Origin of the sequence: Flavobacterium sp. GSP6 (assembly GCF_003984855.1) — a bacterium.
In the GTDB taxonomy this organism is placed as follows: Bacteria; Bacteroidota; Bacteroidia; order Flavobacteriales; family Flavobacteriaceae; genus Flavobacterium.
Genome location: NZ_RYDO01000001.1, coordinates 82,432 through 97,454, shown reverse-complemented (window position 1 = coordinate 97,454; position 15,023 = coordinate 82,432). Strand labels below are relative to the sequence as shown.

General features: G+C 36.4%; 13 protein-coding genes. 6 read left to right on the top strand and 7 right to left on the bottom strand.

What is annotated here, in order from left to right; genetic code table 11:
- Positions 1-81: 81 nt before the first annotated feature.
- Both EKM03_RS00405 and EKM03_RS00400 read right to left on the bottom strand, forming a co-directional pair.
- Complete coding sequence (locus EKM03_RS00405) at positions 82-339, bottom strand: four helix bundle protein (RefSeq protein ID WP_126552925.1); 258 nt, start codon at positions 337-339, stop codon at positions 82-84.
- A 43-nt stretch (positions 340-382) separates the two neighbouring features.
- Positions 383-712, bottom strand: a complete 330-nt coding sequence (locus EKM03_RS00400; RefSeq protein ID WP_126455801.1) for an iron-sulfur cluster assembly accessory protein — start codon at positions 710-712, stop codon at positions 383-385.
- Positions 713-879: 167 nt separating this feature from the next.
- On the opposite strand from EKM03_RS00400, the gene EKM03_RS00395 reads away from it, so the two are divergent.
- The 3 genes from EKM03_RS00395 (at position 880) to EKM03_RS00385 (ending at position 5,385) form a co-directional block, all read left to right on the top strand.
- Positions 880-1,740, top strand: coding sequence for an MBL fold metallo-hydrolase (locus tag EKM03_RS00395; RefSeq protein ID WP_126455803.1), 861 nt, complete (start codon positions 880-882; stop codon positions 1,738-1,740).
- Positions 1,741-1,816: 76 nt separating this feature from the next.
- On the top strand, positions 1,817-3,448 hold the full coding sequence (locus EKM03_RS00390; protein ID WP_126515245.1) for a S8 family peptidase: 1,632 nt from the start codon (positions 1,817-1,819) through the stop codon (positions 3,446-3,448).
- 62 nt (positions 3,449-3,510) lie between these two features.
- Positions 3,511-5,385, top strand: a complete 1,875-nt coding sequence (locus EKM03_RS00385) for a M1 family metallopeptidase (RefSeq protein WP_126457856.1) — start codon at positions 3,511-3,513, stop codon at positions 5,383-5,385.
- 73 nt (positions 5,386-5,458) lie between these two features.
- Here EKM03_RS00385 and EKM03_RS00380 read toward each other — a convergent pair whose 3' ends face one another.
- On the bottom strand, positions 5,459-6,397 hold the full coding sequence (locus EKM03_RS00380) for an L-threonine 3-dehydrogenase (protein ID WP_126739688.1): 939 nt from the start codon (positions 6,395-6,397) through the stop codon (positions 5,459-5,461).
- Between the two features lie 312 nt (positions 6,398-6,709).
- Here EKM03_RS00380 and EKM03_RS00375 point away from each other — a divergent pair, with 312 nt between their 5' ends.
- Positions 6,710-7,315, top strand: a complete 606-nt coding sequence (locus tag EKM03_RS00375) for a hypothetical protein (protein WP_126563506.1) — start codon at positions 6,710-6,712, stop codon at positions 7,313-7,315.
- Complete coding sequence (mfd, locus tag EKM03_RS00370) at positions 7,308-10,676, top strand: transcription-repair coupling factor (RefSeq protein ID WP_126739687.1); 3,369 nt, start codon at positions 7,308-7,310, stop codon at positions 10,674-10,676. Before EKM03_RS00375 ends, mfd begins: the two co-directional genes overlap by 8 nt.
- Before the next feature lie 47 nt (positions 10,677-10,723).
- Here the strand turns inward: mfd and EKM03_RS00365 are convergent, their stop codons facing one another.
- From EKM03_RS00365 to EKM03_RS00350, 4 genes are all read right to left on the bottom strand, one after another.
- The gene (locus EKM03_RS00365) at positions 10,724-11,332 is read right to left on the bottom strand and encodes a hypothetical protein (protein ID WP_126457866.1); all 609 of its coding nucleotides are present in this window, start codon (positions 11,330-11,332) and stop codon (positions 10,724-10,726) included.
- A 69-nt stretch (positions 11,333-11,401) separates the two neighbouring features.
- On the bottom strand, positions 11,402-12,058 hold the full coding sequence (locus EKM03_RS00360; protein ID WP_126451909.1) for an aspartate kinase: 657 nt from the start codon (positions 12,056-12,058) through the stop codon (positions 11,402-11,404).
- 108 nt (positions 12,059-12,166) lie between these two features.
- Positions 12,167-12,526, bottom strand: a complete 360-nt coding sequence (locus EKM03_RS00355) for a YraN family protein (RefSeq protein WP_126739686.1) — start codon at positions 12,524-12,526, stop codon at positions 12,167-12,169.
- A 164-nt stretch (positions 12,527-12,690) separates the two neighbouring features.
- On the bottom strand, positions 12,691-13,692 hold the full coding sequence (locus EKM03_RS00350) for an LD-carboxypeptidase (RefSeq protein WP_126457871.1): 1,002 nt from the start codon (positions 13,690-13,692) through the stop codon (positions 12,691-12,693).
- A gap of 162 nt (positions 13,693-13,854) precedes the next feature.
- On the opposite strand from EKM03_RS00350, the gene EKM03_RS00345 reads away from it, so the two are divergent.
- Positions 13,855-14,967: an endonuclease/exonuclease/phosphatase family protein gene (locus EKM03_RS00345; RefSeq protein WP_126739685.1), complete on the top strand. Its 1,113-nt coding sequence runs from the start codon at positions 13,855-13,857 to the stop codon at positions 14,965-14,967.
- Positions 14,968-15,023: the final 56 nt, after the last annotated feature.

Genomic DNA, 15,023 nt, shown 5'->3' with positions numbered 1-15,023 from the left:
AATAAAATTAGAAAGGTTTTGAGAAATCTCAATAGTTAAATTATAACTTTTTTGAATTTCTTCGTGATTGCAAAAACCTAACTATCTGGATAATACCAACATATTTCTAACCTCAGCACAACTGCCTTTGGAGATTTTTAAATATCTTGTAAATTGTCTATTACTGTTGTATTCTGAACCTTCGGCAATATTATTTGTAATTGAAACTACTGCTCTTTTTATTTGGTCCTTAAAACCAAATTCTTTTTCCAAGGATTTATTATTTAATAATTCAAAAACTAATTTAGTTAAGACAATACCTTTTTTATGGACATCAAATTCTTCAAATGATTTTGTCATACTATCATTAATCTTTTAATTTTTAAATTTTTCAATCTTTAAATTAAAGAGAGAAACTCTCACCGCAACCACATGTTCTATTGGCATTAGGATTATTAAAAACAAATCCTTTGCCATTTATTCCTCCTGAAAATTCTAATACTGTTCCGGCTAGGTACAGAAAGGATTTTTTTTCGACAGCAATAGTGATATCGTTGTCAATAAAAATCTTATCGTCGTCGCTTTTTGTTTTATCAAATTTTAAATCATAAGACAATCCAGAACATCCGCCGCTTTTCACACCTACTCTCACGTAGTCTATGGAGGCGTCAAAACCATCATCTTGCATTAAATCGATGATTTTTTTTCTTGCTGTGTCAGAAACTTTTATCATAGCTTATATTGATTTTGTCTAAATTAAAGACAAAGATAGTATATAAAAAGCTTTTTACATAGTTGATAACATTTTTATAACCAATACAAAAATAGAAAAAAGCTATTTTAAACAACTAAAAGCATTTGAATTCCTTAACTTTGAAACTTCTCAAAAAACACAAAAACATGAAATTATACCCCATAGAAACTGGAAACTTTAAATTAGATGGAGGTGCAATGTTTGGCGTAGTGCCAAAAACCATTTGGAACAAAACCAATCCCGCAGATGAGAATAACCTGATTGACATTGCCGCTCGTTGTTTACTAATTGAAGAGGGAAATCGATTGATTTTGATTGATACCGGAATGGGAAACAAACAATCCGATAAATTTTTTGGGTATTACTCGCTTTGGGGTACCCATTCGATGGACAACTCATTAGCTAAACACGGTTTTCATCGGGATGATGTCACGGATGTTTTTATGACGCATTTGCATTTTGACCATTGTGGGGGCAGTGTACAATGGAATAAGGGCAAAACGGGGTATGAACCGGCTTTTAAAAACGCTAAATTCTGGAGTAACGAAAATCACTGGGAATGGGCAACCAAACCAAATCCCAGAGAGAAAGCATCGTTCTTGTCTGAAAACATTTTGCCGATACAGGAAAGCGGTCAGTTGCATTTCATCCAAAGACCGGAAGGCGATTTTCTGGCAAAATCGGAATTGGGTTTTGGCATCTTCTTTGCTGATGGACATACGGAAAAGCAAATGATTCCGCACATACAATACAAGGACAAAACAATCGTTTTTTGCGCTGATTTATTGGCAACAGCCGGACACGTTCCCATTGCGTATGTCATGGGTTATGACACCAGACCTTTGTTAACGATGCCTGAAAAAGCGAAATTTCTAAATGCTGCAGCAGAAAATAATTACTATTTATTTTTAGAACATGATGCGCATAACGAAATCATAACGGTTGAAAAAACGGAAAAAGGGGTGCGTTTGAAAGAACGGTTTTCATGTGATGAAGTCTTAACGTAGTGTTAAGTATAGTTTCAGTTGTAACAAAAAAAATTATTTTAGACAAATATTTTAAAATTAACAAAAAACATTTTCGATGAATACCATTAAACCCATTTGCATTTCTGCTTTTGCTTTATTAGCATTAGCAGGTTGTGGCGCTTCAAGACAAGTTTCAAATACTTCAATTTCTGGACTGGTTGCCATAAGCGCTCCTTTGAATATTACAAAAAAAGCACCAATAACTGAAAATGACTTGAAACGTTGGAGCCATTTAGATATTGTTACTGACACGATTCCCGGAATGAGCGTAGATAAAGCGTATGCTGAATTATTGAAGGGTAAAAAAGGCGTGCCTGTTATTGTTGGGATTGTAGATTCGGGAGTGGATATTGAACATGAGGATTTAAAATCGGCACTTTGGACTAATACCAAAGAAATTCCCGGAAACGGAATTGACGATGACAAAAATGGATATATTGATGATATTCACGGTTGGAATTTTCTTGGAGATAGTACCAAAGAGAATCTGGAATACGAAAGGATTATCAAAGATAAAACCCTGGTAGATGACGTTACCTATCAAGCTGCAAAAGCGTTGAATGACAAAAAAGTGGCTGATGCTGCGGCAGGAAAAACACGTTCCGAGCAAATGTTAGCGGCTCTTATGACCAGCGATGCTACTTTAGTAAAACATTTTGGTAAGTCAGTTTATACCATTGAAGAGGTAAATGCGATTGTTTCGCAAGAACTGGAAATACAAAAGAGCAAAGCGGCTATGCAACAAATGCTTTCTTATGGATTGCCAATTGCGGAACTAAAAGTGGCTATTCAAAAACAATTAGACGATCAGGTTGCCCTTATAAACGGAGACAATCTAAAAACAGACTACCGTAAAGTGGTAGGAGATAATCCAAATGATATTACGGATACTAAATACGGAAACAATAATGTGATGGGACCAGACAAGAATGAAATTCTTCATGGGACTCACGTTGCCGGAATTGTTGCTCAAACCAGAAATAATACTTTGGGGGGTGATGGTGTGGCTAATAATGTTCAAATTCTGACCGTTCGCGCTGTGCCGGATGGAGATGAGTATGATAAAGATATTGCACTTGGAATTCGTTACGCAGTAGATAATGGAGCCAAAGTAATCAACGGAAGTTTTGGAAAAGGCTTTTCTCCTCACAAGCAATGGGTGTACGATGCTATAAAATATGCAGAGAAAAAAGACGTCTTGATTGTACATGCAGCCGGAAATGACGCAAAAGACATCGATTATGCAGACAATTTTCCAAATGACTCTGAGGATAAAATAACAGAGTTTGCAGATAATTTTATCACAATTGGGGCTTTAAATTTTGAATATGGAAACAAAGTGGTGGCTCGTTTTTCTAACATTGGAAAAATTAATGTAGATGTTTTTGCGCCTGGCGTAAAAATCTATGCTACAACTCCAAACGATACTTATAAATACTTGCAAGGAACTTCAATGGCTGCGCCAAACGTTGCCGGAGTAGCGGCTTTGATCCGTTCGTATTACCCAAAATTATCCGCGCAACAAGTAAAACACATCTTGATGGATTCCGGAATTGCAATTACAACAGCTGTTATTGTGGGAGGAAAACCAAATGACACGCGTCCCTTTTCGGCACTTTCTAAATCTGGTAAAATAGTAAATGCATACAATGCTTTACTCATGGCAGAAAAAATGTCTAAAAAATAATATTTTAAGAATTTAGTACTTGGAAGGGCAGTTTGTCCTTCCATTTTTATTTAAACCTACCTATGAAAAAATTACTTTTATTTTCTTTTGTTGTTTTTGGTCTCGGAACTGTTTTTGCCCAAAACTCCTCGTATTGGCAACAACATGTCGATTACAAAATGGATGTTACCTTGGATGTAAAAACATACCAGTACACCGGGAAGCAGGAATTGGTATACACCAATAATTCTTCGGATACTTTGAGAAAAGTATATTATCACCTATTTAATAATGCCTTTCAGCCCGGAAGCGAAATGGATGCCAGAATCCAAAGTATCAAAGATCCTGACGGCAGAATGGTCACCAAAATAAAAGTAGACGGTAAAGAAGTGAAGGAAAGCCGCATTAAAAACCTGAAACCAAATGAAATTGGTTTTTTGCGAATTTCTAATTTTAAACAAGATGGAGCAGTTGCTACTGCAAAAGAGGTTGGAACTATTCTTGAAGTGACTTTGGCCAAGCCAATATTACCGAATACTAAAACTACATTTACATTAGATTTTGAGGGTCAGGTTCCCATTCAGATTCGTCGTTCCGGAAGAAATAATGCTGAAGGTGTAGCATTATCTATGTCGCAATGGTATCCAAAAATGGCTGAATTTGATTTTGAAGGTTGGCACGCAGATCCTTACATTGCCAGAGAATTTCATGGTGTTTGGGGAAATTTTGACGTGAATATTACTATTGACAAGGATTACGTTTTAGGCGGTACCGGTTATTTACAAAACAAAAATGAAATTGGTCACGGCTATCAAGACCAAGGTGTTGTTGTGTCTGTTCCAAAGAAAACAAAAATGTTGACTTGGCATTTTAATGCACCAATGGTTCATGATTTTACATGGGCTGCTGATCCAGATTACATTCACGATGTAGTAAAAGGGCCTAACGGTGTTGATTTGCATTTTTTGTATAAAAACAACCCTAAATACATTCAAAACTGGAAAAACCTGCAACCAAAAACGGTCCAGTTAATGGAAATTTACAACAAAACGGTAGGGGATTATCCGTACAAACAATATTCTGTGATTCAGGGTGGCGATGGTGGTATGGAATATGCCATGTGTACACTGATTTTAGGACAAGGTAGTTTTGAAGGATTGCTTGGAGTAACTGCACACGAAATGGCGCACTCTTGGTTCCAACATGTTTTGGCTTCCAATGAATCAAAACACGGATGGATGGACGAAGGTTTTACCTCATTTCTGGAAGATTTTGGACTGAATGAAATTGCAAATAAAAAAGTAGAAAACCCTTATACAGGAGCCTATACCGGTTATTTTTCTATGGCAAATTCGGGAAAAGAATTACCACAAGGAACGCATGCAGATCGTTTTGATGAAAACAGAGTCTACAGCATCACATCGTATAGTAAAGGGGAAATTTTCTTGACTCAATTGATGTATTTGATTGGAAAAGATAATGTCATGAAAACATTGAAGAAATATTACAGCGATTTTAAATTCAAGCACCCTACGCCAAATGACATTAAAAGATCTGCAGAACGAATTTCTGGAGCAAATCTCGATTGGTACTTAGTGGATTGGACAGAAACCACCAATACTATTGATTATGGTATTAAGGATATAAAAGAAAATGGAGACAAAACAACCGTTACTTTAGAAAGAATTGGTAGAATGCCAATGCCAATTGATTTATTAGTGGAGTACACAGATGGAACAACGGAAAGTTTCTACATTCCGTTGCGCATGATGAGTTTCGAAAAAGAAAATCCAAATCCCGCCATAAAAAGAACGGTTTTGAATGATTGGGCGTGGGCGTACCCAACCTTTGAATTTGATATTTCTAAATCGAAAACTTCCATCAAAAAAATTACCATTGACCCAAGCGGATTAATGGCTGATTTGAAAAAGGAAAACAATACGTACGAGATAAAGTAACTACTATTGAAACGTTATAAAAAAAGTCTAGTTCAACAACTAGACTTTTTTTTGGTTTATATTGTTAAATGATTTACTTCAAATGCTCCAACATATCGACAGTCATCGTTTCTAAATTAAATTCATGTTTCCATCCCCAGTCCTTTCTAGCCTCAGCGTCATCAATACTCGCTGGCCAGCTATCGGCTATTTTTTGACGGAAGTCCGGCTCATAAGTGATCGTAAACTCAGGAATATGTTTCTGGATTTCGGCAGCAATCTGCGTTGGTGTAAAGCTCATTGCCGCCAAATTATACGAAGAATGAATTTTTATTTGTTCTACCGGCGCTTGCATAATTTGAATCGTCGCAGCAATCGCATCGTCCATGTACATCATGGGCATTTTAGTTTTGAAGGATAAAAAGCATTCGTATGTTTTATCCGAAATCGCCTTGTGAAAAATATCTACCGCATAATCCGTTGTACCGCCACCAGGAGGCGATGACCAGCTAATTAAACCAGGATAACGAATGCTTCTTACATCTACACCAAAAATATTATGGTAGTATTCGCACCATCTTTCGCCAGCTTGTTTACTGATTCCGTACACCGTTGAAGGTTCCATGATTGTGTATTGCGGCGTATTTTCTCTGGGTGTTGTTGGACCAAAAACAGCAATACTCGAAGGCCAGAATATTTTTTTTATTTTTCCGGCTTTCGCCAAATTTAAAACATGAAATAACGAATTCATATTCAAATCCCAAGCAAAAGCTGGGTTTTTTTCTGCTGTAGCTGATAAAAGTGCTGCCATCAAATAGACCTCGTCAATCTGATGCAATTCCACCAGATGTTCAATTTGATTGAAATCCAAGGCATTTACCACTTCAAATGGACCGGAATTGACAACGTCAATATTTAACTTTCGAATATCCGAAGCAATTACATTTTCTGTTCCGTATATTTTTCGTAATTTTTGGGTAAGTTCCGTTCCTATCTGGCCGCAAGCGCCAATAATTAATATTTTAGTACTCATTTTTGTCTGTTTTAAAAAACAAAGATAACGTTTTCGTAAATAACATAATTTTGATAAAAAATACTGTTAAATTCTTAAAGTTGTAATTAAAAACAAGCTATGTTTCTTAATTTTATAGGTTTTAAATATAAAATCTGCTTTAGGGATATTAGATAGTTATTCCGATGCCGTAATTCGTAATTGTAAATTTACTTTGTAACTTTGCACCTAAATTAATGGCGATTTTTAAACGAGCATAATGGGTTTTCGTTTGCAAAAGTAAGAGCGTATAGCGATTGCATTCAGCCAGTAAAAAACAACAAATTGCCACACATGAAATATAAAACAGCAATCTTCTTTGCTCTTGCTTTGCTCTTGTTTTCCTGTCAGGATAATAATCAAAAACGCCTTTCCGAAAATAAAAAAGAGATGCAGCGAAGAGAAATTATTTTTAAAAACATAGAGAAGGGTTGGGTTTTTTATGATACTCCAGTTACGGAGGCTTCTGAAAAAAGTTTGGCTACTTGGAATGCCTGGCGTATTTTTTTGGCTGAATTAGCGCTGAAACCCAGAAAATCAATTAAAGCGTTCCAACAAAAATCAAAAGCACTTTCTAAAAAAGTAATGGATTTAAACGAAAATATCCCTTATGAATACAGTAAACCTCAAATAAAAAGCAGAATTTCGACCTTAATTACTAAGGTACGATTGTTGGATTTATTTATTAATTTAGATGCTATTCCAGATAAAAAAGTAACGCAGCTAGTGTCAGAAATCAATTTAGAATTGGTTTCGCTTCAAAGACAGATGGACAAAATCATAGAGAAAAGTAAGATTCCCATCGAGGAAGGGGAATCTGAGTTAATGAAAATGATGGATACCACAAGAGCCATTCCCAATACACCGATAATCGACCCAAATATTCCACGCGTTGAGTAAAACAGCCTTATACAATACCTACGATAATTCGCCAAAAACCCAGCAAATCGTTGCTCGTTTATTAGAAAACAAGCAAATCAAAATACAGCTGTCGGGACTTTTGGGCTCCGCACTTTCATTTGTAATTCGATCCGTTTTTAAGAAAGCCGAACTTCCTCTTCTAATTGTTCTAAACAATAAAGAAGAAGCAGCGTATTACTTGAACGATCTGGAACAAATGATTGGCGAACAAGATGTACTCTTTTATCCTGGTTCATTTCGCCGCCCGTACGAAATTGAAGACACGGATAATGCGAATGTTTTGCTTCGCGCCGAAGTCCTCAACCGGATCAATTCCCGCAAGAAATCAGCCGTTATTGTCACCTATCCCGAAGCCTTATTCGAGAAAGTGGTCACCCGGAAAGAATTAGATAAAAACACGTTGAAGGTTGCTGTTGGTGACAAAATTTCTATCGATTTTATCAATGAAGTATTGTTCGAATACGAGTTCAAAAGAGTCGATTTTATTACTGAACCCGGAGAATTTTCGGTTCGTGGTGGCATTGTCGACGTCTTTTCGTTTTCGAATGATAATCCGTACCGAATTGAGTTTTTTGGAGATGAAGTGGAGAGCATTCGTACCTTTGATGTTGCGACCCAATTGTCAATGGTACAACAGAAGAAAATTACGATAATCCCTAATGTGGAAAACAAAGTTTTTCAGGAAAACAGAGAAAGTTTCTTGGATTATATTTCAGAGAAAACGGTGATTTTCATCCAGAATACTGAAGATTTTTTATCACAATTAGACAAGCAATTTGGCAAAGCCGAAGAAGCTTTCGCAAAATTATCGCAAGAAATAAAGCGGTCATCCCCGGAGCAATTGTTCTTGAATCAAGCCGAATTTATAAAACGAGCCTTGGATTTCTCGATTGTAGAATTGAGTTCAAAACCTATTTTTAGAACCACCAAAAAATTCGAATTTCACATTCAACCACAGCCGTCGTTCAACAAACAATTTGATTTGTTGTTGAATAATCTGAATGAAAATCATTTCAATGGATACAAGAATCATTTATTTTGTTCTAATGAGGCTCAAGCCAAACGATTTCATGATATTTTCAAAACTTTGGATGAAGCCAATTCTGAGAATATCCGCAAGCAGTATCACACGGTTGTTTTGCCTTTGTACCAAGGATTTATTGATGAGGAAAACCAAATTACCTGTTACACTGACCATCAGATTTTTGAACGGTATCATAAATTCAATATTAAAAACGGTTATTCGAAAAAGCAGAATATCACGTTAAAAGAACTGACGACCTTAGCTGTTGGGGATTATGTGACGCATATCGATCACGGAATTGGACGATTTGGAGGACTGCAAAAAATACAAGTCGAAGGCAAAACGCAAGAAGCCATCAAGCTCGTGTATGCCGATAATGATATTGTGTATGTGAGTATTCATTCGCTGCACAAAATTTCAAAATACAACGGAAAAGACGGAACGCCACCCAAAATTTACAAATTGGGTTCGAACGCCTGGAAGATTTTAAAACAAAAAACCAAGGCGCGTGTCAAACATATTGCCTTCAATTTGATTCAGTTGTATGCCAAAAGAAGACTCGAAAAAGGATTCCAGTTTGCGCCCGACAGTTATTTACAAAATGAACTGGAAAGTTCGTTCATTTATGAAGATACGCCGGACCAAACTAAATCAACGGCAGAAGTAAAAGCGGATATGGAAAGTGACCGTCCAATGGATCGCTTGGTTTGTGGTGATGTAGGTTTTGGTAAAACTGAAGTCGCTATTCGTGCGGCTTTCAAAGCTGTGGATAATAGCAAACAAGTGGCGATATTAGTTCCTACAACTATTTTGGCATACCAGCATTACCGTACTTTTACGGAACGATTGAAAGATATGCCAGTTTCCGTTGGCTATTTAAACCGTTTTAGAACTGCCAAACAAAAAGCAGAAACCTTAAAATTACTAGCCGAAGGGAAACTCGATATTGTGATAGGAACACACCAACTGGTCAACAAAAATGTAGTTTTTAAAGACCTTGGATTGTTGATTGTGGATGAGGAACAAAAATTCGGAGTTAATGTAAAAGACAAACTGAAAACCATAGCTGCCAATGTTGATACACTGACATTGACCGCAACTCCAATACCACGAACATTACAATTTTCGTTGATGGCAGCGCGTGATTTATCCGTAATTACAACTCCACCGCCCAATCGTTATCCTATTGAAACCAATGTAGTCGGTTTTAGCGAAGAGTTGATTCGGGATGCGATTTCGTATGAAATTCAGCGTAACGGACAGGTGTTTTTCATCAATAACAGAATAGAAAACATCAAAGAAGTGGCCGGAATGATCCAGCGTTTGGTACCCAATGCCAAAGTTGGAATTGGTCACGGCCAAATGGAAGGACGAAAACTGGAGGAATTAATGTTGGCTTTTATGAACGGAGAATTTGATGTTTTGGTGGCCACGACCATCATCGAAAGCGGTTTGGATGTTCCTAATGCGAACACGATTTTCATCAATAATGCGAATAATTTTGGATTGTCTGATTTACATCAAATGCGCGGTCGTGTAGGACGTAGCAACAAGAAAGCGTTTTGTTATTTTATTTGCCCGCCGTATTCCGCAATGACAGACGATGCTAGAAAACGAATTCAGGCTTTGGAACAATTTAGTGAATTGGGAAGTGGATTTAATATTGCGATGAAAGATCTTGAGATTCGTGGTGCCGGAGATTTATTGGGCGGTGAACAAAGCGGTTTTATCAACGAAATTGGTTTTGATACGTACCAAAAAATTATGAATGAAGCCCTTGATGAATTGAAAGAAAATGAATTCAAGGATTTGTATCCGGAGGAAAATAATTTGGAAACCAAAGAATATGTCAAGGACCTTCAAATCGACACTGATTTTGAGTTATTATTTTCGGATGAATACATCAATAATGTATCGGAACGATTGAGTTTGTACAATGAATTAGGCGCTGTAAAAAACGAAGAAGAACTCATCATTTTCCAAAATAAATTGATTGATCGTTTTGGCCCAATGCCGCCACGTGCCAAAGCATTAATGAACAGTATTCGTATCAAATGGATCGCTACCCGCATTGGAATTGAAAAATTAGTAATGAAACAAGGCAAGATGATTGGGTATTTCATTTCGGATCAACAATCCGATTATTACCAATCGAAACGTTTTAATCAAGTCCTACTGTTTGTGCAAAAAAACAGTTCTATTTGTAAAATGAAAGAAAAACAAACGCCGGCTGGTTTGCGATTACTGTTGACTTTTGACAATGTAAAGTACACCAGGAGAGCTTTGGAATTGATGGAGCTATTGGGCGGGGAATAAGACATTTCTAAAGCTTCCAGCCTTCAAAAGGCTGGAAGCTTTTAAACTTACTCCATAAGCAATCCTTCGATTTCATCCAAATTTGGATTACTAGAATGATAGTATTTAAAATTTCCTAAATCATGAAAATATTCTATTACCTTTTCTCTTTGTAATTTTGTCTTCTTGTTTGAGATAACTGTTCCATAAGAAGTCCAAGGGTATTCTATGATGTGTTCTGCAAACTTATGATGAACCGGATTATTGTGGATATAAAAAACAAGTTTTTGAAAGTAAGTTTCCGAATCAACCACTTTTCGCCTAAAGTTTTTCTCAAATAAACTACCGGTCCTTTTATATCGTTTATTCATCGCTAAAGTATAAGCGTTGAATAAATTAGAAAACTGTTTTGAAGCGCTAACCATTTTTGGTTTATCAGTTGAAGAATATTCTAATTTGGTAACATCAATTTCTTCGGTTTCTTTGATGTAAACTAGAATGTGAAAATGATTTTTCATCAAACACCAAGCGTAAGTTTCTGCTATCGGGTCAATGTATTTCTCGTATAACCTCAAAAAATGTTTGTAGTTTTCAATTTCATGAAATAAATCAATTCCATTATTGCCTCTATTATAAATATGATAATATTTACCGTTTTCAAGAGGAATTGGATTCATAATGTATTTTTTAGTTTTAAAACTTCTTCCCTCTTAAAGCTTCCAGCCTTCAAAAGGCTGGAAGCTTTGTTAATTCTTCAAATCCTTAATTACTTTGAAAGCCACATCTACTTGTTCTTCACTTACTAAAATAGTGAATTCATTAGAAGTCGAAATTACTTCGTTTATGATGATTCCTTCCCAAGCCAAACGCTGGAAAATAAAATAGTAAATCCCAGGAACAACGATGTTTTCTTTCGGTAATTTCACGGTAATCGAAGCCAGATTATCCAGTTTTTGAATTAATTTCTCAGAAGCAAAATGCTTGTCAACCAAATTGTTGATGCTGTTGCTGACCACAATATTTGTTTCATTCACACCTCTGGACGAAGTGTAAAAAATATCCGGCAGCGTATTAATATCGGTAATTAAATCTGCTTGTTTATTTAAAACAGTGTCAGAAGCAGCAAATGTATAATCCGTCAAAGCAGAACGAACGGTAATTTCCCCAATATTTTTAATTACTTTATTGATCTTGTGATTCAGTCTGAAATCCAGTTCTTCAGTGAGTCTTTTTAAAGCCATAACCACTGCGCCTTGTTTTACTTCCTTGCCAAATTCACTTTCTAATTCAGTCATTATATTCCGGGATAATGAGGTCAGATTAATGATCCCTAATGATAACGCATTCAACAAAAATGGCTTTGTTTTGATGTAGTTCTCTACAATGGAAGAAACAGTTTTCATAATTTAATTTTTTTAGTGGTTGTAAATATACGCGTAGTCAGTGTGTACATATAACGCAAATGTAAATAAAAAAACAATTTGTTACAAATATAACATTAAAAAAACGAATTAAAAATGATAAAACGCATCGATAAGATGCTCAATGACATAAGATTTCCCTTCTTTATGTATTGCAATAATGTCAAAACGGACTTCTATATCTAAATTTCTTTCGTTTACAAATGCGTCTACTGCTTTGACAAGGAGCTGGATTTTTTTTGGTTTTACAAAATCTTGTGGTAAGCCAAATTCTAATGAGGAACGCGTTTTGACTTCAACAACAGCAAGTGTGTTTCCTTTTTGGGCGAGAATATCTATTTCGGCTTTTTGGAAGGTCCAATTGGTTTGCAAAATCGTGTAGCCGTCTTTCCGTAGAAATTCGACTGCCATTTCTTCTCCTAGTTTTCCAAGTTCATTATGTGCAGCCATAAAAAAGTTTTCAGTTAATAAACCTGTGAAATTAATTCCTACAATTCAGAATGGTAATTTATAACCAAAAACCCAAAATGATATGTAATATTACAAACAATTATCCTGAGTCTATTTCCGTTTAGTCTCTCCCTCCTTCGGAGGGAGCCGGAGGGAGGATTTCTTTATTCAAAAACTAGTGTGCTGCTTTTCTCGCTGACATTGATCGTTACAGTATTGCCTAAAATTAAGGCTCTGTTATCTTGTATGTGTCCCGCCGGGAAATTATACAAAATAGGAATAGAGTATTTTTTGGTTACATCCTCGATAATTTCGATGGCATTTTTCCCCCACGGAATATCATTATCCTTCATCTTTGTCATCGAACCTACCACAATTCCCTTGACGCTTTCCAGGCAACCATTTCGTTTTAAATTCATCATCATGCGGTCAATGTGATACAAATATTCGTCTAAATCTTCTAGAAACAAGATTTTATCGGAACAATCAATCGCGGAGGGTGAACCCAACAAACTGTATAGAATGGATAAATTCCCACCCACTAATTCTCCGGTAGCTTTCCCGGGTCTATTCATTACAAAAGGCGTTATATTGTAGGATAGTTTTTCACCAAATAAAGCAGTCCGCATAGTTTTTATAGCTTCAGGAGTGGCTCTTGGAGCGGTTATCGGCATGATTCCGTGAATGGATTTGAAACCCATAGTGTTCAAGTGATTGTGTAAAACAGTCACATCACTAAAGCCAATAATCCATTTCGGATTTTTTCTGAACGCAGTAAAATCTAACAAATCAATCATACGCACGGTTCCGTATCCGCCTTTTACGCACCAAATGGCTTTGATGTTTGGATTGTCCAGTTGCTGCTGAAAATCAGTTGCTCGCTGTTCGTCAGTCCCGGCTAATTGGTTGTTGTCTAAACCTATTGTGCTGCCTATGACCACTTCCAGGCCCCAACTGTGCAGCAAATCAATAGCTGGTTTCAAGTTATCATCTGTGTTTTTTCGGGCTGTTGCCAAAATAGCTACGGTATCTCCTTTTTGTAAACTAGGGGGTGTAATCATATTGTATTGGGCTTGACTGTTGAAAGATTGTAACACAAAAATAAGCAATAGCAATTGATATAAAATAGAATAACGGGATGTAAAAGTAAATTGATTTTGATTCATGCGGTATTGCTTTTCTGAGAAATTCTAATGATAAAGGCGTTAAATGACAAAAACAAAGATAGACATTTAGAAAATAATTCTAAGTTCACACTCAAATGACTATTTTTACAATAACCAGATTCTAAAAGGGATCTCAGCAACAGCGGTAAATAAATGATATTTATGAGAATTACGTACTGGATTCCTATTCTTTTTTTATTCTTTCCAATTGCAAAAAATACTGCGCAACCAAAAAAATATGTTATTCATACCGTTGCGTTTTATAATTTTGAAAATCTTTTTGACACCATAAACGATCCGGATACTTTTGACGAAGAGTGGACTCCAAAAGGGTTGCAACGCTGGAATTATGGGAAGTACCAAAAAAAATTGGAAAACTTAGCCCGAGTGTTAGCTGAAATTGGTTCAGCTGAAAACACGGATTCGCCCACATTTATTGGCGGTTGTGAAATAGAAAACAGAGGCGTTTTAGAAGATTTAGTAAAACAGCCCAAACTTATTGATAAAGACTACGGAATCATCCATTTTGATTCACCAGACAAAAGAGGAATTGACGTGGCGCTGTTGTATCAAAAAAAGAAATTTCAGCCCACGAGTTATAGTAACATTCCGTTGTACATTTATAAAGAAGGAACCACCACAAACGAAAATTCTAAAGCCAATTCCGAAGAAAAAACAGATGACGAATTGCAAATAAGCACCAAAAATTATCGGGTTTACACACGAGATCAGCTATTGGTAACCGGATTTCTGGACGGAGAGGAAATCAATATCATAGTCAATCACTGGCCGTCGCGTTCTGGCGGCGAGAAAAAATCAAGTCCGTTCCGGGAAGCCGCTGGAGCATTAAACCGAAAAATAATCGATTCTTTGCAACGCATAAATCCAGAAGCAAAAGTGATTACTTTAGGTGATTTGAATGACGGACCATATAATAGAAGTGTCAAATTTGGGCTTGGCGCCAAAGCAAAAAAAGCAGACGTGCTACCGTTTGGGATTTATAATCCCTTCGAGGAAATGGCCAAGAAAGGATTTGGAACTATCGCATTTCGTGATGCATGGGATATTTTTGACCAAATAATGGTTTCCGAAACCTTACTGCAATCAGACTATTCTAGCTTTCGGTATTGGAAAGCCGGAATTTACAACAAATCTTTTTTGATACAAACCAGCGGACAATACAAAGGCTATCCGTTGCGGCATTCCCCCACCGAAATAGGATTTAGCGACCATTTTCCCGTGTATATTTATTTGATTAAGGAAAAACGGAACTAAAGTGCTTGTACTTTTGGAGAGAATTAGTAGGTTCTATCATTTAAAATCTTAGTACC